At 65.1% G+C, this 22,362-nt stretch carries 20 protein-coding genes; 12 read left to right on the top strand and 8 right to left on the bottom strand.

Annotated features, from left to right (window positions below):
- The 3 genes from VCJ71_RS04155 to murI all read right to left on the bottom strand — a co-directional run bounded on the left by VCJ71_RS04155 (position 1) and on the right by murI (position 3,301).
- On the bottom strand, positions 1-1,164 hold the full coding sequence (locus VCJ71_RS04155) for a cell wall hydrolase (RefSeq protein ID WP_324639339.1): 1,164 nt from the start codon (positions 1,162-1,164) through the stop codon (positions 1-3).
- Between the two features lie 53 nt (positions 1,165-1,217).
- The gene (gene hemA / locus VCJ71_RS04150) at positions 1,218-2,438 is read right to left on the bottom strand and encodes a 5-aminolevulinate synthase (RefSeq protein WP_324639337.1); all 1,221 of its coding nucleotides are present in this window, start codon (positions 2,436-2,438) and stop codon (positions 1,218-1,220) included.
- 68 nt (positions 2,439-2,506) lie between these two features.
- Positions 2,507-3,301, bottom strand: a complete 795-nt coding sequence (gene murI, locus VCJ71_RS04145) for a glutamate racemase (RefSeq protein WP_324639335.1) — start codon at positions 3,299-3,301, stop codon at positions 2,507-2,509.
- A 101-nt stretch (positions 3,302-3,402) separates the two neighbouring features.
- Between murI and plsY the strand changes: the two genes are divergently transcribed.
- The 4 genes from plsY (at position 3,403) to VCJ71_RS04125 (ending at position 8,212) form a co-directional block, all read left to right on the top strand.
- Entirely contained in the window at positions 3,403-3,990 is a 588-nt protein-coding gene (plsY, locus tag VCJ71_RS04140) for a glycerol-3-phosphate 1-O-acyltransferase PlsY (protein ID WP_324639333.1), read from the top strand.
- The gene (gene dprA / locus VCJ71_RS04135) at positions 3,987-5,087 is read left to right on the top strand and encodes a DNA-processing protein DprA (RefSeq protein WP_324639331.1); all 1,101 of its coding nucleotides are present in this window, start codon (positions 3,987-3,989) and stop codon (positions 5,085-5,087) included. Before plsY ends, dprA begins: the two co-directional genes overlap by 4 nt.
- 369 nt (positions 5,088-5,456) lie before the next feature.
- Entirely contained in the window at positions 5,457-8,030 is a 2,574-nt protein-coding gene (gene topA / locus VCJ71_RS04130) for a type I DNA topoisomerase (RefSeq protein WP_324639329.1), read from the top strand.
- A complete protein-coding gene (locus VCJ71_RS04125) occupies positions 8,030-8,212 on the top strand; it encodes a hypothetical protein (protein WP_324639328.1) in 183 nt (60 codons plus the stop codon). Before topA ends, VCJ71_RS04125 begins: the two co-directional genes overlap by 1 nt.
- A gap of 101 nt (positions 8,213-8,313) precedes the next feature.
- Here VCJ71_RS04125 and VCJ71_RS04120 read toward each other — a convergent pair whose 3' ends face one another.
- The 5 genes from VCJ71_RS04120 to lepB form a co-directional block, all read right to left on the bottom strand.
- A complete protein-coding gene (locus tag VCJ71_RS04120) occupies positions 8,314-8,484 on the bottom strand; it encodes a hypothetical protein (RefSeq protein ID WP_324639326.1) in 171 nt (56 codons plus the stop codon).
- A 96-nt stretch (positions 8,485-8,580) separates the two neighbouring features.
- Positions 8,581-8,823, bottom strand: a complete 243-nt coding sequence (locus VCJ71_RS04115; protein ID WP_324639325.1) for a hypothetical protein — start codon at positions 8,821-8,823, stop codon at positions 8,581-8,583.
- A 291-nt stretch (positions 8,824-9,114) separates the two neighbouring features.
- Positions 9,115-10,014: a GTPase Era gene (gene era, locus VCJ71_RS04110; RefSeq protein ID WP_324639324.1), complete on the bottom strand. Its 900-nt coding sequence runs from the start codon at positions 10,012-10,014 to the stop codon at positions 9,115-9,117.
- 4 nt (positions 10,015-10,018) lie between these two features.
- Positions 10,019-10,693, bottom strand: coding sequence for a ribonuclease III (gene rnc / locus VCJ71_RS04105; RefSeq protein ID WP_324639323.1), 675 nt, complete (start codon positions 10,691-10,693; stop codon positions 10,019-10,021).
- The gene (gene lepB / locus VCJ71_RS04100; RefSeq protein ID WP_324639321.1) at positions 10,690-11,523 is read right to left on the bottom strand and encodes a signal peptidase I; all 834 of its coding nucleotides are present in this window, start codon (positions 11,521-11,523) and stop codon (positions 10,690-10,692) included. The genes rnc and lepB overlap by 4 nt, the downstream gene beginning before the upstream one ends.
- Before the next feature lie 161 nt (positions 11,524-11,684).
- On the opposite strand from lepB, the gene pgi reads away from it, so the two are divergent.
- The 8 genes from pgi to scpA all read left to right on the top strand — a co-directional run bounded on the left by pgi (position 11,685) and on the right by scpA (position 22,347).
- Positions 11,685-13,187, top strand: coding sequence for a glucose-6-phosphate isomerase (pgi, locus tag VCJ71_RS04095; RefSeq protein ID WP_324640867.1), 1,503 nt, complete (start codon positions 11,685-11,687; stop codon positions 13,185-13,187).
- 246 nt (positions 13,188-13,433) lie between these two features.
- Positions 13,434-14,822, top strand: a complete 1,389-nt coding sequence (locus VCJ71_RS04090) for a DEAD/DEAH box helicase (protein ID WP_324639319.1) — start codon at positions 13,434-13,436, stop codon at positions 14,820-14,822.
- 67 nt (positions 14,823-14,889) lie between these two features.
- On the top strand, positions 14,890-16,239 hold the full coding sequence (gene gorA / locus VCJ71_RS04085) for a glutathione-disulfide reductase (RefSeq protein ID WP_324639318.1): 1,350 nt from the start codon (positions 14,890-14,892) through the stop codon (positions 16,237-16,239).
- 87 nt (positions 16,240-16,326) lie between these two features.
- The gene (locus VCJ71_RS04080; RefSeq protein WP_324639316.1) at positions 16,327-17,115 is read left to right on the top strand and encodes an enoyl-CoA hydratase-related protein; all 789 of its coding nucleotides are present in this window, start codon (positions 16,327-16,329) and stop codon (positions 17,113-17,115) included.
- An 87-nt stretch (positions 17,116-17,202) separates the two neighbouring features.
- Positions 17,203-18,735 (top strand): acyl-CoA carboxylase subunit beta, encoded by a 1,533-nt coding sequence (locus VCJ71_RS04075; protein WP_324639315.1) that lies wholly within the window; start codon positions 17,203-17,205, stop codon positions 18,733-18,735.
- An 8-nt stretch (positions 18,736-18,743) separates the two neighbouring features.
- The gene (locus VCJ71_RS04070; protein ID WP_324639313.1) at positions 18,744-19,706 is read left to right on the top strand and encodes a DUF2806 domain-containing protein; all 963 of its coding nucleotides are present in this window, start codon (positions 18,744-18,746) and stop codon (positions 19,704-19,706) included.
- Positions 19,703-20,164 (top strand): methylmalonyl-CoA epimerase, encoded by a 462-nt coding sequence (gene mce, locus VCJ71_RS04065; protein WP_324639311.1) that lies wholly within the window; start codon positions 19,703-19,705, stop codon positions 20,162-20,164. The genes VCJ71_RS04070 and mce overlap by 4 nt, the downstream gene beginning before the upstream one ends.
- A 26-nt stretch (positions 20,165-20,190) precedes the next feature.
- On the top strand, positions 20,191-22,347 hold the full coding sequence (gene scpA / locus VCJ71_RS04060) for a methylmalonyl-CoA mutase (RefSeq protein ID WP_324639309.1): 2,157 nt from the start codon (positions 20,191-20,193) through the stop codon (positions 22,345-22,347).
- Positions 22,348-22,362 lie beyond the last annotated feature (15 nt).

Genomic DNA, 22,362 nt, shown 5'->3' with positions numbered 1-22,362 from the left:
TCAGTTGCGCGCGCGCGGCAGGCAGCGGGCGCGGTCCACCCCGGCATAGGTCGTGCAGTCGAAATAGACCACCGCCGGATTGCCCGCGCGCGGCGCCAGGTAGCTGAAGCTGAGGCTGCGGCGTGCCTCGCGCCCGAGCGGCAGGGCGGAAGGGATCGCGCTGCCATCTGTCCAGCCATAGACCTGGCAATAGCTCTCGCCCGGGCACAGCGCTTCGGCACGGGCCGTCAGCGATGCAGGGTCTTCACTGCCGCTCAGGGCAAGGAAATGCGCCCCGGGGCCCGCGGCGATCGTACCCTCCACGCGCTTGTCGGAGCGGATCGTGACGACCGGCTGGCGCAGTGTTTCCGGAGCCGGAAGCTCGGAGACATCCGTTTCGCCTTCGCTTGCGCGCGTCAGGCTGGCGATCGTCGGCTCCCCGCCCGTGTAGCGCGCCGACAGCGCGCGCGGACCGCCCCAAAAGCCGCGCCAGCGGAAGAACAGGTGCGTGTCCACCTGCGCCACCTTGTCGAGCTTGTCGCTCCACCACGGATAGACCCAGTCGGTGTGGTAATGCGTGGCGTTGCCGACGCGGCCGAACACGCTGCCGCCGAGCATCTCGGCGGCGCGCTTGCGCGATATGGCCCAGTAGCCGTCCGAATAGCGTCGGCTGAGCGATCCGTCGCACGTGAAGGTGAACTGGCAACCGGTGCGGCGCTGCGACCCTTCGAACACGACCCCGCAAACCGTGTTCGGGAAGGCCGGGTGGCGCACACGGTTGAGCACGACCTGCATGACCGCGCGCTGGCCGGCATCGTCGCTGCCGGCTTCCGCCATGGCCGCAAGGGCGAGGCACTCGGTCGCTCGAGCGCGGGAGGCGGCATCGCCGGCAAAGGCGAAAGGCGGCGCGGGGGCAAGCGGCCCGTCGATGAAAGGCACGGCATCATTACGCTGGCGCGCGGTTTCCGGCGCGAGTTCGCTGTCGTCGTCCGCCAGGGCGGTATCGGTTGCTGGCAGGCTGGCGAGGGGCGGGGGCATACCGCTTGTCGCCGCCGGATCGGCAGCGCGCTCCACCGGCTGCACGCCGAACAAAGCAAGCGCGGCGAAGGCAGCCAGCAGGATCGCCGAAACGCCGTACAGCGGCGCGTTGTCGCGAAAGGTGGAGCTGGCAGTTTGCTCGGACATCGCCGGTCAGCCTATCGCGGCATGCCTGCGGGATCCATCGCCTGCGAAAGCGATCAGGCCGCCTGGCGCAGTTCCAGTTCGAGCCGGTCCCACACTTCGACCAGCGCATCGGTCAGCTCGCGCATCATTGCGTCGGTGTGCATCGGGCCGGGGGTGAAACGCAGACGCTCCGTCCCGCGCGGCACGGTCGGGAAATTGATCGGCTGCACGTAAGCGCCGTACTCGGCGAGCAGGATGTCGCTGATCCGCTTCGCCTTCACCGGATCGCCCACGAGCAGCGGCACGATATGCGTTTCGCTCGGCATGACGGGCAGGCCGGCCTCGGTCATCATCGCCTTCAGCGTGGCGGCGTTGGCCTGCTGCGCGTCGCGCTCCTCGCTCGATTCCTTGAGGTGCTTCACCGCCGCCAGCACGCCTGCCACCAGCACCGGGCTGAGCGATGTGGTGAAGATGAAACCGGGGGCATAGCTGCGGATGCAGTCGATCACCTTGGCGTTGGTGGCGACATAGCCGCCCATCACGCCGAAGGCCTTGCCCAGCGTGCCTTCGATGATGTCGATCCGCCGTGCGGCATCGTCACGCTCCGAAATGCCGCCGCCGCGCTCGCCGTACATGCCGACCGCGTGGACCTCGTCGATGTAGGTGAGAGCGTTATACTTCTCTGCCAAGTCGCAGATTTCGTGGAGCGGCGCGACATCGCCGTCCATCGAATAGACGCTCTCGAACGCGATGAGCTTGGGGCAGTCCTCGTCCTCTGCGGCGAGGAGTTCTTCGAGGTGCGCCATGTCGTTGTGGCGGAAGACGCGCTTCTCGCAGCCGGAATTGCGGATGCCCGCGATCATGCTGGCGTGGTTGAGCTCGTCGGAAAAGATGACGCAGCCGGGCAGCAGGCGGGCCAGGGTGGACAGCGTCGCGTCGTTCGAAACGTATCCGCTGGTGAACAGCAGCGCGGCTTCCTTGCCGTGAAGATCGGCCAGCTCCGCCTCGAGCTCCACGTGCAGGTGCGTGTTGCCGCCGATGTTGCGGGTGCCGCCGCTGCCGGCGCCGACATCGTGCAGCGCCTTTTCCATCGCCGCGATCACCTTGGGGTGCTGCCCCATGGCGAGGTAATCGTTGGAGCACCACACCGTGATCGGCTTGGGCCCGTTGTGGCCGTGGAAGCAGCGCGCGTTGGGATAGGCGCCCTTGTTGCGCATGATATCGATGAAGACGCGGTAGCGGCCTTCCTCGTGCAGGCGGTCGATCGCCTGGTCGAAAATCTGGTCGTAGTTCATCACGGCGGAGCCGCATCTAGTCGCGGGAGACGCGATTTTCCACCGCGATCTTTGCGAGCGATTCGCAGTTAGAAGTGGTCGATCCGTTCGAGACCATAGGGCGCAAGTGCCGCGGGCAGCGCGGCGAGCCCGTCCGGCTCACCCGTCACCACCGCGAAATCGGGCTGGGAGCGGGCGAATTCCTGCCCTTGCGTCAAATGCGCGACCCTGCGCGCGATGCCTTCCCCGCCGTGCACGAAGGCCACTTCGCCGCCGAAAGCCGCGCGCAGTTCGTCCTCCACCAGCGGGAAATGCGTGCAGGCGAGCACCACGGTGTCGATATCCCCGCCGCCCGGCTGGCTGCGCAGTCCGGCCACAGCTTCGGCATAGACCGCATCGGATGGGCGCCCCCCGCGCAGCTTCGTCTCTGCCGCGGCGACGAGGGCAGGAGCGGCGTGGCGGATCAACCGGTGGCCGTTGCCGTATTCGGCCTCCAGGTTGTCGACATAGGCCTGCCGGATCGTGGCCGCCGTGCCGAGCAGGCCTATGCTGCCGGATTTCGTCAACGCCGCCGCTGGCTTGATGGCGGGGACCGTGCCGACGATCGGCAGGTCCAGCGCCGAACGCACCGCGGCCAGCGCAATCGTGCTCGCCGTGTTGCAGGCGATCACGACGAGGCGCGGGCGGTACCGCTCCACCATCCGGCCGAGCAGCGCGGGCACGCGTGCGGCGATCTCCTCCTCGGTCTTCTCGCCATAGGGCAGGGCGGCGTAATCGGCGGCGTAGACCACCGGCGCGTGGGCCATCAGCGCCCGTATCTCGCGCAGGACCGACAGGCCGCCAAGGCCGCTGTCGAGGATCAGGATGGGGGAAGATGGGTCCAAGGTGGTCTTTTCCGCCGGGTGCGCGCTTGTCGAGGCCCCGTCTTTTCCATTACCGCCGCAAAAGCAAGTGCAGCCCCGCGCAACGGCGGGGGACGGAGGTCATGGTGGAAGTATTTCTCGCATTCCTGATCGGTTACGCTTCGGGCTCGATCCCCTTCGGCCTGCTGTTGACGAAGATGTCCGGCGGGGCGGACCTGCGCAAGGTCGGCAGCGGGAACATCGGCGCAACCAACGTGCTGCGCACCGGAAACAAGGGGCTGGCCGCGGCGACGCTGCTGCTCGACCTGCTGAAAGGCCTGCTGCCCGTGGTGGCGGCCGGGCAGCTGTGGGGGCAGGAAGCGATGGCCTTTGCCGCCGCCGGGGCCGTGGTCGGCCATTGCTACCCCGTCTGGCTGGGCTTCAAGGGCGGTAAGGGCGTGGCGACCAACGCCGGCGTCGCTTTCGGCCTCGCCTGGCAGATTGGGCTGGTCTACGCGCTGGTCTGGCTCAGCATCCTCGCGATCTTCCGCATCTCCAGCCTTGCCGGGATGAGCGCGGTGGTGGCCGCCGCCGCTGCTGCGCCGCTGTTCGGCTTTCCGCAGTTCTTCCCCGTGCTGGCCGCCATCGCGGTGCTGATCATCTACCTCCACCGCGAGAATATCGGCCGCCTGACACGGGGCGAGGAACCCAAGGTCGGCGGCAAAAAGTGACGCTCACCCAGGACGAGGCGTTCGCCCGCATCCGGCTGCTGCGATCGCCCAACATTGGGCCGGTCAGCTATGCGCAGCTGCTGCGCCGTTTCGGCACAGCGGCAGAAGCGATCGCCGCGCTGCCCGATCTCGCCAAGCGCGGCGGGCGCGCCTATCGCGCGGCGGCGGAAGCGAAGATCGAGGCGGAGGTCGCGGCGACGCGCCGGGCCGGGGCGAAGTACCTCTTCCACGACCAGCCGGACTATCCGCGCCTGCTGGCCGAAACGCCGGGCGCGCCGCCCATCGTCACCTGGCGCGGCGACCTGTCGCTGGCCGCGCGGCCCTGCGTCGCGATGGTCGGTGCGCGCAATGCCAGCGCCGCCGCGGTCAAGCTGTCGCGCGATTTCGCGCGGGCGCTGGCCGATGCGGGCTTTACCGTGGTTTCCGGCCTTGCGCGGGGGATCGACGGGGCTGCGCACGAAGGATCGTTGCCGGCGACCATCGGCGTGATCGCCAGCGGCATCGACATCGCCTATCCGCCGCAGCACGCCGAGTTGCAGGAGCGGATCGCCAGCGAGGGGCTGCTGATCGCAGAGCAACCGCCGGGCACCGAGCCGCGCGGCAGCCACTTCCCCAGCCGCAATCGCATTATCGCCGGGCTGGCCGCAGGTACGCTGGTGGTTGAGGCCGCGCCCAAGTCCGGCAGCCTGATCACCGCGCGGCTGGCGGGGGAAGCGGGGCGGGAGGTCATGGCGATCCCCGGCAGCCCGCTGGAAGCGCGCAGCACGGGCTGCAACCACCTGATCCGCGAAGGCGCGGTGCTGGTGCAGGCGCCCGAGGACGTGATCGAACTCCTGAGCAGTTTCGACGGCACCCCGCGCAGCACCTTCCGCGAGCAGGTGGAACAGGATTTCGACTTCGCCGGAATGGACGGCGAGGATTTCGAGGATGCGCAGCCCGCGGACATCGCCGGCCTCCTCACCACCGCGCCGGTGGCGGTGGACGAACTCATCCGCCAGTCGGGGACAAGCGCGGCGGCGGTTCAGATGGCGCTGCTGGAACTGGAAATCGCGGGCCGGCTGCAACGGCATGCTGGCGGGCGGGTGAGTTTAGCCTGATTTCTATTGCTCGATGAGGCGCAGTCACTCCACGGCACGCGCTGCAAGCTCGCGTTCTAGCCAATGAATTCGCTTTTGCCATTGCTTGGCTTGCTTGGCCGAACCAGCGAAGCTCAATCGCGTGCGTGACCGCGCCAATTCTGAGCGCAACTCATCGCTAGTGAGCTTCTCCAATTCGCTGTTCCGGTGCGGGACACCTGATCGCTTGCCCATTCATACCGCCTACCCAGTGCAGTGCGTGATCGCAATCTCGTCGTCGGAGGTGATTTGCGATCCCACTTCCGACAATCCCGCTTGACGACCCGCGAAGCGCGACCCCACCTTCGCGCGTATACGCATACACACACGTAAGGGACTGCCCCCACACCCATGCAACTTGTTATCGTCGAATCGCCCGCCAAGGCGAAGACCATCGAAAAATACCTCGGCAAGGACTTCAAGGTCCTCGCCTCCTACGGCCATGTGCGCGACTTGCCGCCCAAGGACGGCAGCGTGCGGCCTGACGAGGATTTCGCGATGGACTGGGAAGTCTATGCCGACCAGCGCAACCGCGCGCAGGTGAAGGCGATTGCCGATGCGGCGAAGAAGGCCGACCGCCTCGTCCTCGCCACCGACCCCGACCGCGAAGGGGAAGCGATCAGCTGGCACGTCCAGGAGCTTCTGAAGAAGCGCAAGGCGCTGCCCGCCGATGTCGACCGGGTGACGTTCAACGCCATCACCAAGACGGCCGTGCTCGATGCCATGAAGCACCCGCGCGGGATCGATCACGACCTCGTCGACGCCTATCTAGGCCGGCGCGCGCTCGATTACCTGTTCGGCTTCACGCTCAGCCCCGTGCTGTGGCGCAAGCTGCCTGGCGCGAAGAGCGCGGGGCGCGTGCAATCGGTCGCGCTGCGCCTGATCGTCGACCGCGAGCGCGAGATCGAGGCGTTCCGGGCGGAGGAATACTGGAACGTCGTCGCGAAGCTGGAGCAGGGCGGGTCGGAATTCGACGCGCGGCTGGTCCGGTTCGAAGGCAAGAAGCTCGGCAAGATGGACCTGGGCGAGGAAGGCATCGCGACCCGCGCGAAAGCCGCGGTGGAAGCCGGCGCGTTCAAGGTCGTCGGCGTCGAAACCAAGCCGCTGACGCGCAACCCGGCGCCGCCGTTCACCACCTCGACCCTGCAGCAGGAAGCCGCTCGCAAGCTGGGCTTTTCGGCCAGCCACACGATGCGCTGCGCCCAGTCGCTCTACGAGGCGGGCGCTATCACCTACATGCGGACCGACGGCGTGCAGATGGACGCCGGCGCGGTGAGCGATCTGCGCAAGGCCATCAGCGATCGCTACGACGGGTCTTTCCTTCCCGAAAAACCGCGCTTTTACAAGACGAAGGCCAAGAATACTCAGGAAGCGCACGAAGCGATTCGGCCGACCAATTTCAGTCGCGACAAGGCAGGGGCAGGCGACGAAGGGCGGCTTTACGACCTCATCTTCAAGCGCGCAATGGCCAGCCAGATGGCCGCCGCGCGGCTGGAGCGAACGACCGTGACGCTGGAGGAAGGCACCGGCATGCACGCGCTGCGTGCCACCGGGCAGGTGGTCAAATTCCCCGGCTTCCTCGCCGTCTACCAGGAAGGCTTCGACGACCGCGACGATGACGAGGAAGGCCTGCTGCCCGCAATCCGCGAAGGCGATGCGCCCGCGAAGAAGGGCGTCGAAGCGACGCAGCATTTCACCCAGCCGCCGCCGCGCTTTGCCGAAGCGAGCCTGGTCAAGCGGCTGGAGGAGCTCGGCATCGGGCGCCCGTCGACCTACGCCAGCACGATCCAGACGCTGCGCGATCGAGACTATGTCCGGATGGAGAAAAACCGTTTCCTCGCGGAAGATTCGGGTCGGCTCCTGACATCGTTTCTAGAACGGTTCTTCCCGCGTTATGTCGCGTACGATTTCACCGCCGGCATGGAAGACGAGCTGGACGAAGTTTCGGGCGGGCGCGCCGAGTACAAGGCTTTGCTCGACGCGTTCTGGAAGGACTTCAAGCCGGTTACCGACCACGTGATGGAACAGCAGCCGTCCGAAGTGACGGCGGAGCTGGACGAGTTCCTGTCCGACTACCTCTTCCCGCCGACTGCGGACGGCTCCGATCCGCGGGCCTGCCCGCGCTGCATCGCCGAGGGGCGCGACGGCGGGCGGCTGTCCCTGCGCGGCGGTCGCTTCGGAGCCTTCATCGCCTGCGACAACTATCCGGAGTGCAATTTCCGCCGCAAGTTCGGCCAGCCGGGCGCCGATGGCGAGGCCGAGGATGCGGTCATGGGGCAGGATCCCGAAACCGGCCTGCCGGTGGAGCGCAAGACCGGGCGTTTCGGGCCCTACGTGCAGCTGGGCGAGGGCAAGGAGGCCAAGCGCGCCTCGATCCCCAAGGACATCGACGATTTCGACCTGGAATGGGCGCTGAAGCTGCTGAGCTTGCCGCGCATCGTCGGTGCCCATCCGGAAACCGGAAAGGAAATCGAAGCAGCCATAGGGCGTTACGGCCCATACCTGCGCCACGATGGCAAATACGGGAAGCTGTCGAACACGCGCGAAGTGTTCGAAGTCGGGATGAACCGTGCGGTCGACATCCTCGCCCAGGCGGCCAATCGCAAGGGTGGCGGCCGCCAGAAGGCGGAGCCGATCAAGACCCTCGGCAAGCACCCGACCAGCGAAGGCGAAATGAAAGTGATGCCGGGCCGTTATGGCCCCTATGTCACCGACGGTACGACCAATGCGACCATCCCGAAGGATATGAAGCCGGAGGACGTGACCGAGGCGCAGGCGATCGAACTGATCGATGCGCGCGCCGCAAAGGGGCCAGCCAAGAAGAAGGCCCGCAAGAAGGCGGCGCCGAAGAAGAAGGCGGCCGCGAAAAAGGCCCCCGCGAAGAAGGCAGCGGCCAAGAAGAAGCCAGCGAAGAAGGCCGAGTGATGGCGAAGGAACACTTCGAGCGGCACAAGCAGCCGTGGAACGCCGACGAGGCGGCCCAGCTCAGGCTGCTGGCGGGCAAGGGGCAGGGCCTCAAGCAAATCGCCAAGGCGCTTGGCCGGAGCGAGGAATCGACGAAGGACTTCGCCAAGAAGAACAAGATCGGCATCGCCAAGAAGCGATAGGCCACGACGTCCCTCGTATCGGCGCGCATCAAAGAGATGCTTGCCGGGCCGCTACCATGCCGGGCGGCGGCTGCCGTGCACCCGGCATGGCGGCTTGCCAATCAGAACTGCGGGGGGATGTAGTTCGGCGTCGGCTGCGGTGCGCCGTTCGGATAAAACGTGCTACCGACCCATTCGCCATTGGGGAAACGGTCGAGCAGGTCGAAGTAGATGTCGCCGGCGCCGGTGACGGCAGCGAGTTCAAGGGCGTCGAGATCACGGATATTCTGCATATTCGCCTCCTGTTATCGGAGGCCCATGGATAGTGCCGGACGCATCCTCACGCGATCCGACAGGCGGGCTAATCCCTTCGTGCTAGCCCGTGCGTGTCAGCGCAACCGCCGCAGGGTCATGCGCTCCGTCCGCTGGACGAGTGTCATCACCTGCGCATCGAGCGCGGCGATTCTGAATTCGATCGCGGGCAGGGGGAGCGAGCGTTCGTTCTTTCCGCGGAATAATTCTTCGAGCGTCCGTCGTTCCTGTTCAGGGCCGTCGAATTCGACCAGATCGTGTTGGAGGGCGTAGTCGGAGACGATCAGCCGCTCGCCTTCGCGCGGCCATCTTCCGCGCATCGTGCGGCGGATGAGGGCTGTGCTGCCATTTTCCGAGGTCCGACAATCCGCGTGCATCGTGAATGTGCCATCGGGAGCGAAGTCTGCCTCCAGGGCGATATTTTCGCCATTGCCGCCGAGTGCCGCGAGCGAAGCCGCATCGGCCTGCCAGCGCCCGGTCGCTTCGGCCGCCTAGTCGGTCACGACCGCGCTTTGCGCCGCACCGGCGCTCGAGCTGTCGCAAGCCGACAGGATTCCGGCGAGCGCCACGACGAGGCAATTTGCCGCATCCGAGCGCAAATTGCCCCGCATTTACTGCACCCAGTCCAGCCCGAGATCCTCGTAGAATTCGCGCTTTTCCTCCCAGCCTTCTTCCGCCTTCACGTGAAGGAAGAGGTGGACCTTGCGGCCCAGGATATCGGACAGTTCCTTGCGCGCAGCCTCGCCGATAGCCTTGATCTGGCTGCCGCCCTTGCCGAGTACGATGGCCTTCTGACCGTCGCGCTCGACAACGATCTGCTGGCGGATCTCCACGCTTCCATCGGGGCGCTCGGTATAGGCCTCGTGCCGGACCGCCGCGTCGTAGGGCAGCTCGTCGCGCAGTTGCAGGTAGAGCTGCTCGCGAGTGACTTCCGCGGCCAGCAGCCGTTCGCTGGCATCCGACACTTGGTCTTCTGGATAGAGCCATGGCCCATCCGGCATCAGCGCGGCGAGGTGGTCCTTCAGTTCCGGCACGCCGTCACCGGTCAGGGCCGAGACGAAGAAAATCTCCGCGAAATCTCCTTTCTCGTCCAGCTCCTGCGCAAGCGCCAGCATCGGCTCCTTCACCGCCTTGTCGACCTTGTTGATCGCCAGCAGCTTGCGCTCCGGCCGGTCTTTCAGCTTCTCCAGCAGCGGTTCGAGCTCGTGCCGGCGCTGCTTGATCGGATCGACCATCAGCAGGATCGCATCGGCACTGTTCGTGCCTTCCCACGCCGCGTTGACCATCGCCCGGTCAAGCCGGCGGCGCGGGGCGAAGATGCCCGGCGTGTCGGCAAGGACGATCTGCGTGTCGCCGTGCAGCGCCACCCCCAGCAGCCGGGCGCGGGTGGTCTGCGCCTTGGGGCTGGTAATTGCGACCTTCTGGCCGACCAGCTGGTTCACCAGTGTGGACTTGCCCGCATTGGGGGCGCCTATCACGGCGACGACGCCGCATTTGCTCTGATCTGTCATCAACTCAGCCATATCGTGTCATGAAGGCCCGCGCGGCGGCGGTTTCGGCGTCCTGCTTGCTGCTGGCGGTGGCCTCGGCCTCTCCCACCTTGTTCACCGATACGCGCACGGTGAACTGCGCGCTGTGATCCGGCCCGCTGCGGTCGAGCACGGTGTATTCGGGCGGGCGGCGGCGGTTGGCGGCGGCCCATTCCTGCAAGGCGGACTTTGGGTGCTTCGCGCGGCCCGCATCGCTTTCCACCGCGTCGCCCCATTCGCGGCGGACGAAATCGCGCGCGACATCGAACCCGTGTTCGAGCAGCGCGGCGCCCAGCATCGCTTCCATCACGTCGCCTAAGATGTTGTCGCTATCCGCCCCGCCGTCCTCGCGCGCCTGCTTGCCCAGCCGGACGTGGTCGGCCACCCCGATCCGGCGGGCGACGGTCGCGCACATGCGGCGCGAGACGAGCGCATTAAGGCGCTGGGCCAGTTCCCCCTCGGCTGCGCTTTCGAGGTCGTAGAGCCACCGGGCGATCGAGAGGCCCAGCACCCGGTCGCCGACGAACTCCAAGCGCTCGTAATTGCGCTGCGCATCGGCGCTGCCGTGGGTCAGGGCGGCGGCCCACAGGTCGTTGTCCTGTGGCTGAAGCCCGAGATCTTCGAGCCATCGGATGGTTTCGGGAGGGAGCGTCCCGGTCATACCCCGTCGCCGATGCGGCCCCACCGGGCGGCACTGAACCAGGTCCACGGCAGCAGCCAGCTGGCCGAACCATCGGTGGAAAAAGCGATCGCGCTGGCCCGGCCCACGAGATACTGCTGGTCGACGATACCGATGCCGCCTTGCGCCACCGCCGGGAAGCGGCTGTCCTGCGAATTGTCGCGATTGTCACCCATGGCGAAGAAATGGCCTTCCGGCACCACGAAGACGCGTGTGGAATCCTGCGGGGTCTGTGCCAGGTCCAGCACGTTATAGCTGCGCCCGCCCGGCAGCGTCTCGCGGTACTGCTTGTAGCGGCAGCCTTGTCCGCCGCCGGTCAACGGCACCGTTTCGGCGAGCGGGTGGCAGGTCGTGTTGTCGGACAGGGGAATGACGAAATCCTCGATCCGGCGCTTCTCGACCGCCTCACCGTTGATGAACAGGCGCCCGGCTTCCATCTGGATCTGGTCGCCCGGCACGCCGATCACGCGCTTGATGTAATCGGACTTGTCGACCGGGTGCTTGAACACCGCCACGTCGCCGCGTTCGGGATCGCTGGCAAGGATGCGGCCGGGGATGACGGGCGCGTTCCACGGCATCGAATAGCGTGTGTAGCCATAGGGCCACTTGGACACGAACAGGTAATCGCCCTTCCACAGCGTCGGCAGCATAGATTCGCTGGGAATCGTGAAGGGCGCGAACAGGAAGCTGCGGAAGATCAGCACCGCCAGCACCAGCTTGACGACGAACAGCCAGAACGGCCCTTCTTTCTTGGCCTTCTTCTCGTCCGTCGCGGGCGCCTTTTCGGCGGTCTCTGCAGTCGTTTCGCTCATCGTCGCCCTGTTGTTTGTCGCGCCGCGCACAGTCAAGGCAAATGCGCATAGGAATTCGCGCGCGCCCGTGCCTCTGCCGCCCTTGCAATAGGCGCTGGGGAGGGTAGGCGCACGGGATACGAAACGGCCATCCGACGAGGAACGACACGGTGAGCGATGCAATGCAGGCGGCATGGACCGCACTCGAAAACCTCCCCACGCGCACGCTGGAGGAGCTGTTTGCGAGCAGCAACCGGCTCGATTTGCTGTCCGACAGGCTCGAATGGGATGGCGGGGGCATCACCTTCGACTGGTCCAAGACCCATCTCGACGAGGCATTGCTCGAAGGGTTCGAGAAGCTGGCCGAAGCCGCTGATTTCGAGGCCCACCGCCAGGCGCTGCTGACCGGAGAGGTCGTCAACGTCACGGAAGGCCGCCCCGCGACGCATACCGCACAGCGCGGTGTCGGTGCGGAGGCGGATGTCGAGGAGGCCCAGGCGCTCCACCGCCGGATGCGCGCGCTGGTCGAGGCCATCAACGGCGGCGCCATGGGCGAGGTGAAGCACTGCATCCACATCGGCATCGGCGGTAGCGCATTGGGCCCCGCGATGGCCTTGCGCGCGCTCGCCTGGGACGTCGCGATGGTCGATTGCCACGTGGTCTCGAACATCGACGGCGTCGCGCTGGAAGCGGCAATGGAAGCGTGCGACCCGGCGACGACAATCGTCGCGGTGGCGAGCAAGACCTTCACCACGACCGAGACGATGACCAACGCCGCCAGCGCCATCAAGTGGCTGCGCGATGGCGGAGTATCCGATCCGCATGGCCGCGTGGTGGCGCTTACCGCCAGCCCGGAAAAGGCGGTCGACTTCGGGGTCGACGAGACGCGCGTCCTGCCATTCCCCGAAAGCGTGGGCGGGCGCTATTCGCTGTGGTCGAGCATCGGCTTCCCGGTGGCGCTCGCCTTGGGATACGAGGAATTCGCCGCCATGCTCGCCGGCGCGCGCGCGATGGACGAGCATTTCCGCGATGCTGACGGCCGCGCCAACCTGCCCCTGCGCGCGGCCTTTGCAGACCAGTACTACACCCGCCTGCGCGGCTGCCAGACGCGGGCGTGCTTCGCCTATGACGAGCGGCTGGCCCTGCTGCCCGACTATCTCCAGCAACTGGAAATGGAAAGCAACGGCAAGGCGGTGACTGCGGGTGGTGAGCCCGTGAATGCGGCGACCGCGCCGATCACCTGGGGCGGGGTGGGCACCGATGCGCAGCACGCGGTGTTCCAGCTCCTCCACCAGGGCACGAACCTCGTGCCCGTAGACTTCATCGCCAGCATCGAAGCGGGCGACGAGCTGGACGAGGCGCATCACCGCACGCTGCTGATGAACTGCTTTGCCCAAGGCGCCGCGCTGATGGCCGGCCAGCAAAGCGACGACCCGGCGCGCAGCTATCCCGGCGACCGACCCAGCGCGACCATGCTGTGCGACGATCTGGACGCAGCCACCGTCGGCGCGCTGATCGCCTTCCACGAGCACCGGACGTTCGCCAACGCCGTGCTGATGGGGATCAATCCCTTCGACCAGTTCGGCGTGGAACTGGGCAAGGCGATCGCCAAATCCCTCGACAGCGGTGATGCGGATTTCGACCCCAGCACCGCAGCGCTGATGCAGGCGGCGGGGCTGGGGTGACGTCGGGAGCCTGATCTAGAACACTCGCGGCGCCATTGACATTGTGCGCCGCAGCATCCACATGGCTCGCATCGAGGCGCTTGGCAGCGTGAACTGGCGGTAGCAAACTCTACCGCCCCGGCCGCAGCCTCGGTCACTTTTCACAGACTTCCCTTTTCACGCGGGCGGTTTTCACCCCCGCGCCGTGCGACGATTCCGTCCGGAATCCGTCCGCGCGCCGCATATATTGCGAGCTTACCACTCATCATGACCAAGACATTCGACCAGCTCGGGCTTTCGCAGCCCGTGCTCCAGGCCCTCGATATGCAGGGCTACACCAAACCCACCCCGATCCAGGAACAGGCGATCCCGCTCGTACTGGAAGGGCGCGACCTGATGGGTATCGCCCAGACCGGGACCGGCAAGACCGCCGCTTTCATGCTGCCGAGCATCGACCGCCTGCGCGAGGCGGACAACCAGACGCCGTTCAAGTCCTGCCGCCTGCTGATCCTGGCCCCCACGCGCGAGCTTGCCGGCCAGATCGCCAAGAGCGCCAAGGATTACGGCGCGATGGCCGGCCTGAAAGTCGATTCGATCGTCGGCGGCACCTCGGTAAACAAGGACCGCAACAAGCTGCACCGCGGCACCGACATCCTCGTCGCGACGCCGGGCCGCTTGCTCGACCTGATCGACCAGAAAGCCTTCAAGCTCGACAAGGTCGAAACGCTGATCCTCGACGAGGCGGACCAGATGCTCGACCTCGGCTTCATCCACGCGCTCAAGAAGATCGCGCAGCTGGTGCCGAAGGACCGGCAGACGCTGATGTTCAGCGCGACCATGCCGAAATCGATCAAGGACCTTGCCAACCAGTACCTGCGCAACCCCGCCCAGGTGTCCGTCGCGCCGCAGGCCACCACGGCAGAGCGCGTCGACCAGTTCGCCATGCTGGTGAACCAGGACGAGAAGCAGGCGCTGCTCGGCATGATCCTGTCGGGCCGTTACTCGGTCGATGGGGATATCGACCTCGTGCTGATCTTCACCCGCACCAAGCACGGCGCGGACCGCGTGGTGAAGAAGCTGGCGCAGGACGGCATCAAGGCGAACGCCATCCACGGCAACAAGAGCCAGCCGCAGCGCCTGCGCGCGCTGGACGAGTTCCGCCGCGGCAAGGTTCCCGTGCTGGTGGCGACCGACGTTGCCGCACGCGGGATCGACATCCCGGGCGTCAGCCACGTCATCAATTACGAGCTGCCCAACGTGTCGGAACAATACGTCCACCGCATCGGCCGCACAGCGCGCGCCGGGCGTGACGGCGTTGCGATCAGCTTCTGCGCCGAGGACGAGCGTTACTACCTCAAGGACATCCAGAAGCTCACCGGCGTCACCCTGACCCGGCTGCCGTTGCCGGACAATTTCCGTGCCGTGGTGGAACAGGGCGACCCCGTGAAGCCCAAGGGGCCGAGCGGCAAGCAGAAGCGGCCCAACATCACGCCGCGCGGCGCCTCTGCCCGCGGCCCGAAGCAGGGCGGCGGCGGCAAGGCCGGAGGGGGCGGAAATCGCCACCGCAAGGGCGGCTCGCGCGGGGGTAACCGCGGCGGGCAGGGCGGCGGCGGCCGCGGCCCGGTCTCAAACCCGGCACGGGGCAATCGCGGCTAATTAGCCGCAACCGGTTGGAAACTCCTGTCGAAGCGGCCATATCGGCGCGCGTTCAACAGGAGTTTCCATGGCCGATTACGACTACGACCTCTTCACCATCGGCGGCGGATCGGGCGGCGTGCGCGCCAGCCGGGTGGCCGCAGCGCACGGCGCCAAGGTAGCGCTGGCAGAGGAGTACCGGGTCGGCGGCACCTGCGTGATCCGCGGCTGTGTGCCGAAAAAGATGCTCGTCTACGGCGCGCATTTTGCGGAGGATCTCGAGGACTGCCAGCGCTTCGGCTGGGAAATCGGCGAGCGCAAGTTCGACTGGAAGACGCTGCGTGACAATGTCCTCGAAGACGTGAAACGCATCGAGGGTGCCTACACCGACACGCTCCAGAACCACGATGTCGAGATCTTCCACGAACGCGCCGAACTGACCGGCGAGCACGAGATAACGCTCGCCAGCGGCAAGGTCGTAACCGCAAAGACGATCCTGATTGCTACCGGCGCGCGCCCGCGCATGCCAGAATGCCAGGGTGCGGAACACGCGATCAGCAGCAACGAGGCCTTCCACCTCGACGAACTGCCGAAGAAAGTCATTATCGCCGGCGGCGGCTATATCGCCAACGAATTTGCCGGCATCTTCAACGAGTTCGGCTCCGACGTGCACATCGTCAACCGCGGCGACCGCTTGCTGCGCAGCTATGACGAAGCGGTGCGCGACCGGTTGCTGCAGATCAGCACGATGAAGGGCATCAGGTTCCGCTTCAACACCACCTTCGAATATATCAAGCCCTGCGACGAGGGCGGCTATTTCGTGAAGCTGTCCGACTGCGACGAGGAAAGAGCCGACCTTATCCTGTTCGCCGTGGGACGCATTCCGAACACCGAAGGGCTGGGCCTGGGCAAGGCGGGCGTCGAACTGGGCGAAGGGGGCGAGGTCAAGGTCGACCGCTTCAGCAAGACCAACGTCGATCACATCTATGCCGTCGGCGACGTGACCGATCGCGTCCAGCTGACCCCGGTCGCCATCCGCGAAGGTCAGGCCTTCGCCGATACAGTATTTGGCAAGGGCGACCCGGTGGCGGTAGACCACGGCTGCATCCCCAGCGCCGTCTTCAGCCACCCGCCCATCGCCGCGGTCGGCATGACGGAGGGCGAGGCGAAGAACAAGCTGGGCAGCGTGAAGGTCTACCTGTCCGATTTCCGCCCGATGAAGAACGTGCTGGCGGGCCGTAACGAACGCAGCCTGATGAAGATGATCTGCGACGGCGACAGCGGCAAGATCGTGGGCATCCACATTATCGCGCCCGATGCGCCGGAGATGATGCAGGCCGCCGCCATCGCGGTGAAGGCGGGTCTGACCAAGGCCGATTTCGACGCGACCACCGCGATCCACCCGACGATGGCGGAAGAGCTGGTGCTGATGAAATAGCCGCGCGTTTAATCGCACGGTTAAATCCGTTGACCGGGCGCCCGCCATGGCGTTAGGCCCCGGGCAGCCAATCACGGGAGAGCCCGCTTGTCCTACCACACCATCCGCTTCGAAACCGCAGACAATGTCGCTGCCATCACTCTTGCCCAGCCGGACAAGCTCAACGCCTGTTCGCTCGAAATGGCGGGCGAGCTGCGCGATGCGCTGAAAAAGGTTATCGGTGGCGGCGCGCGCGCGGTGCTGCTGACGGGCGAGGGGCGGGCCTTTTGCTCCGGCGCCGATCTCACCAGTCTCGGCAATCGCGCGACGAGCCGGGGCGAGGGCAGCTACCAGGCGCTGACGGGGCACTACAATCCGCTGATGGAACAGCTCGCTTCGCTGCCGGTCCCGGTGGTGAGCGCGGTCAATGGCCCGGCGGCAGGTGTCGGTTGCTCGATCGCGCTGGCGGCGGATTTCGTGCTGGCGGGGGAAAGCGGCTATTTCCTGCAGGCCTTCGTCAATATCGGCCTGGTGCCGGACGGCGGGGCCAGCTGGATGCTGCCGCGCCTGGTCGGCAAGGCACGCGCAACGCAGATGATGATGCTGGGGGAGAAGATCGGCGCCGCGCAGGCTGAAGAATGGGGCCTCATCTACAAGGCGACATCCGACGATGCGCTGCTGGAAGAGGCGCGCGCACTGGCGCAGCGGCTCGCGAACGGACCCACCGTGGCGCTGGGCACGATGAAGGCGAATATCGCAAGCGCGCTCGACACCACCTACACGCAGGCGCTCCACCGCGAGGCGCTGGGCCAGCGCACGGCCGGGAACAGCGACGACGCGGTCGAAGGCGGGATGGCATTCCTGCAAAAGCGCAAGGCCGAATTCAAAGGCCGGTAAACAGCCGCAAAGCGGTTTCGCTGTGCTTGCCAAGCGGCCCCTGCCGCGCTTAACCGACTGTCCGAACTTGCGTTAGGAGAGAGCCGCTTGTCCGCCAATATTGCCGAAATGGAACGCCGCCGCAAAGCATCCAAGCTGGGCGGCGGGCAGAAGCGCATCGACGCGCAGCACGCCAAGGGCAAGCTGACCGCCCGCGAACGGCTGGATGTCCTGCTCGACGAGGACAGCTTCGAGGAGCTCGACCGCTACGTCGAACACGATTGCGTCGATTTCGGCATGGCGGACCAGAAGATCCCGGGCGACGGGGTGGTGACCGGCAGCGGCACTATCAACGGCCGGCTGGTTTACGTATATTCGCAGGACTTCACCGTCTTCGGCGGGAGCCTGTCGAAACGCCATGCGGAAAAGATCTGCAAGGTCATGGACATGGCGATGAAGGTCGGCGCGCCCGTGATCGGCCTCAACGACAGCGGCGGCGCGCGCATCCAGGAAGGCGTGGCATCGCTGGGCGGCTATGCCGAGGTGTTCCAGCGCAACGTGCTCGCCAGCGGCGTCGTCCCGCAGATCAGCCTGATTATGGGCCCGTGCGCAGGCGGCGCGGTCTACTCCCCCGCGATGACCGACTTCATCTTCATGGTGAAGGATTCGAGCTACATGTTCGTGACCGGCCCGGATGTGGTGAAGACGGTCACCAACGAAGTCGTGACGCAGGAGGAACTGGGCGGCGCGGTCACCCACACCACCAAGACCAGCGTGGCCGACCTGGCGTTTGAGAACGATATCGAAACGCTGCTCGCGACCCGCAATTTCTTCGACTATCTGCCGCTGAGCAACCGCGAGGACGTGCCCGAACGCCCGACCAGCGACCCGTGGGACCGCGAGGAAGCTTCGCTCGACACGCTGATCCCCGACAACGCCAATCAGCCCTATGACATGCACGAGGTCATCAGGAAGACGCTGGACGAAGGCGATTTCTTCGAAGTCCAGCCCGCCCACGCCGGCAACATCATTTGCGGCTTCGGCCGGGTGGAGGGCAGGACTGTGGGCGTGGTGGCGAACCAGCCGATGGTGCTCGCCGGCGTGCTCGACATCAACTCGTCCAAGAAGGCCGCGCGCTTCGTGCGTTTCTGCGATGCCTTCGAGATACCCATCGTGACCTTCGTCGACGTCCCCGGCTTCCTGCCCGGCACCGGGCAGGAACTGGGCGGGATCATCAAGCACGGTGCGAAGCTATTGTTCGCCTATGCCGAGGCGACCGTGCCCAAGATCACCGTAATCACCCGCAAGGCCTATGGCGGGGCGTACGACGTGATGGCCTCCAAGCACCTGCGCGGCGACCTCAACTACGCCTGGCCCACCGCCGAAATCGCGGTGATGGGCGCCAAGGGCGCGGTGGAGATCATCTTCCGCCAGGACCGCGACGATCCCGAAAAGATCGCCGAGAAGACCAAGGAATACGAAGACCGCTTCGCCAACCCCTTCGTGGCGGCGAGCCGGGGCTATATCGACGAGGTGATCTACCCTCACTCGACACGGAAGAGGATCGCGCTGGGGCTAAGAAAGCTGCGGGGGAAGCAGCTTGAGAACCCTTGGAAAAAGCATGATAATATTCCGCTGTGAGTAATGATATGGACCCGATCGGAACGGAACTTATGGACGCTGCGACAGGCGGCGTTTCGAAGTCACTACGTGTAAAGCTCGCCAAATCTGTTTTGCGTTTGATCGCCGGTGGTCCGGGATACAAATACCTCGACGAACTCAGACACAACGAAAATACGATCGAAGGAAGAAAGAAGATTGACTCAATCGTGGCTGAAGAGGTCGCTCGCCAAGCGATAGCTGATCCCGATTACATGGAACGAGCGAAGGCGCGGTTTTTAGGAGACATGTTCGCAAAGCAGGAGAATGTCGAAGCTGTGGCCCGAAAGGCGCAAGAAGCCATTTTGGAGCTGACGGATGACGACATCCTTTCTGACGATGAGGAAGGTCCCACACAAGATTGGATGAATTCCTTCACGCGTGAAGCTGAGATGGCATCTAGCGACGATCTGCGAGAAAGACTTGGGAAGGTTTTGGCGGGAGAAACGAGGAAGCCGGGATCATATTCGCGAGCTACGGTACGTGCCGTCGCAGAAATGGAGGCGGAAACTCTCAACTACTTCCGTGAATTTTTGAAGACGCGAGTTGATGACTTAATTTTGAAAGGAGCGAAGTGGGAAGAGGGCGCCCAGTTTGTGAAGGGTAGTATTCTTCTCTCAGATGGCCTCATCAGTGGCTCATCATTCACGAACTTGACGGTCGATTTGGGTGCCGCGGGACAAGGCCACATTGCTGACAACAGTTTTGGAGTCATTATATTGGGTAAGTCAAAAACCAAGTTGCAGGTGCCAGTCTTTATTTTGACTCGCATTGGCAAAGAGATCGCAAACCTGCTCGAGGTTAAAGTTGACCCCAAGAAGATCGGGACGGTGACGGCAGACTGGAACAAAACCGATATTACGAAGATATTTGGGGGAAAGCCTAAACAGACCGTGAACGGTTTTGAAGTTCCAGAAAGTCACGTATACTTTGTCGGAACTGGTACAGAATGAAACTCGGCCGTCTCAACCATATCGGCATCGCCACGCCCTCGATCGAGGACTCGATCCGCTATTTTCGCGAGGTTATGGGCGCGGAGAAAATTCGCGAGCCGTTCGAGCTGGAGGAGCAGGGTGTGCGCGTGTGCTTCATCGACACGCCGGGCGATCCGACCGAAAGCGGGCCGAGCTTCGGCACGCAGATCGAGCTGATCGAACCCTTGTCCGACGCCTCGCCGATCACCGGCTTCCTCGACAAGAACCCCGCCGGCGGACAGCACCACGTGTGTTACGAGGTCGACGATATCGAGGATGCCCGCGCGCATTTCGAAGCGCTCGGCAAGCGCATCCTCGGCCCCACGCGCATCGGTGCGCACGGCACGCCGATCTTCTTCCTCCACCCGAAGGACATGATGGGCCAGCTGACCGAGATCATGGAGCGCCCGAAGGAAACGACGCACTGGTCGAATTGAGACGGGCGCGAAATTACGAGACGGCTATGACCGACACACCCAAATATGAAGACTGGAAGCCCCTTGCCGACAAGGAGGTGAAGGGCCGCGACCTTACTTGGCAGACGCCGGAGGGCATCGCCGTGAAGCCGCTCTACACCAGCGAGGATACCGAAGGTCTCGACCCCGGCGTGCCCGGCATCGCGCCGTTTACGCGCGGGCCCTATGCCTCGATGTACACCGGTCGCCCCTGGACCATCCGCCAGTATGCGGGCTTCTCCACCGCCGAGGAATCGAACGCCTTCTATCGCCGCAACCTCGCCGCAGGGCAGAAGGGCCTGTCGGTCGCTTTCGACCTTGCCACCCATCGCGGCTATGACAGCGATCACCCGCGCGTGGTCGGCGATGTCGGCAAGGCGGGCGTCGCGATCGACACCGTGCGCGACATGGAAATCCTGTTCGACCAGATCCCACTCGACACCATGAGCGTCAGCATGACGATGAACGGCGCGGTGATCCCCGTGCTCGCTTTTTACATCGTCGCGGCAGAGCGGCAGGGCGTCTCTCAGAACAAGCTCGCCGGGACCATCCAGAACGACATCCTCAAGGAGTTCATGGTCCGCAACACCTATATCTACCCGCCCGAACCGAGCATGCGGATCGTCTCCGACATTATCGCCTATACCTCGGCCAACATGCCGAAATTCAACAGCATTTCGATCTCCGGCTATCACATGCACGAGGCCGGGGCGACCGCCGTGCAGGAACTCGCCTTCACCATCGCCGACGGCAAGGAATACGCCAAGCGCGCCATGGAAGCGGGGCTCGATATCGACGCCTTCGCGCCGCGCCTGTCCTTCTTCTGGGGCATCGGCATGAACTTCTTCATGGAGATCGCCAAGATGCGCGCTGCGCGTCATTTGTGGCATGATGTCATGACCGATCTGGGCGCGCAGAACCCCAAGTCGAAGATGCTGCGCACGCATTGCCAGACGAGCGGCGTGAGCCTGCAGGAGCAGGACCCCTACAACAACGTCATCCGCACCACGATCGAGGCGATGGCGGCGGTGCTCGGCGGCACGCAGTCGCTTCACACCAATGCGCTCGACGAGGCGATCGCGCTGCCGACCGACTTTTCCGCCCGCATCGCGCGCAATACGCAGCTGGTGATCCAGGAAGAGACCGGCATCACCAACGTGGCCGACCCGCTGGGCGGCAGCTATTACATCGAAAGCCTCACTGCCGCGCTGGTGGATGAGGCGAAAAAGATGCTCGACGAGGTCGAGGCGGCGGGCGGCATGACCGAATATGTCGCCAGCGGCAAACCCAAGGCGCAGATCGAAAAAGCGGCCGCCGCCAAGCAGGCCAGCGTCGACCGCGGCGAGACCGTGATCGTGGGCGTCAACAAGTACCGCCGCGACAAGGAAGACGAGATCGACACGCTCGATATCGACAACCACGCCGTGCGCCAGAGCCAGATCGAGCGCTTGAAAACGGTGCGCGAAAGCCGCGACGATTTCGCCTGCCGCGCGGCGCTCGATGCGCTGGCACGCGGGGCAGCGCAGAAGGACGGCAACCTCCTCGAACTCGCCGTGGAGGCCGCGCGCCACGATGCGACGCTGGGCGAAATCAGTCAGGCGATGGAAGATGCCTACGGGCGCTACGACACGCTGCCCACCCCGGTGCGCGGCGTGTTCGCCGAAGCCTATGGCGACGATGATCGCTACGCACAGGTCGTCGAGGGCGTGAAGGCGGTCGAGCGGCGGCTGGGCCACAAGCCCAAGCTGATGGTCGCCAAGATGGGCCAGGACGGCCACGACCGCGGCGCCAACGTGATCGCCAGCGCCTTTGCCGACATGGGCTTCGACGTGCTGTCCGGACCGCTGTTCCAGACGCCGCAAGAAACCCGCGACATGGCCTTAGCGCAAGGCGTGGACGCCATCGGCGCGAGCAGCCTTGCGGCAGGCCACAAGACGCTGATCCCCGAACTGATCGGCTTGCTGAAGGAAGCGGGCCGAGGCGACATCAAGGTCATCGCCGGCGGCGTTATCCCGCAGAAGGATTACGACTTCCTGCGCGATGCCGGGGTGCAGGGCATCTACGGCCCGGGCAGCAACGTGGTCGAATGCGCAGCGGACGTGCTGCGCCTTCTCGGCCACAACATGCCGCCTGCGGGAGAGGAACTGGACGAGGCGGCGCAGTGAGCTCCGGCGCCCGAT

It is taken from the genome of Pseudoblastomonas aquimaris (genome assembly GCF_035481675.1).
GTDB lineage: Bacteria > Pseudomonadota > Alphaproteobacteria > Sphingomonadales > Sphingomonadaceae > Alteriqipengyuania_B.
The sequence above is the reverse complement of the archived record's forward strand: the minus strand, read 5'-3'. Positions and strand labels throughout refer to the sequence as shown.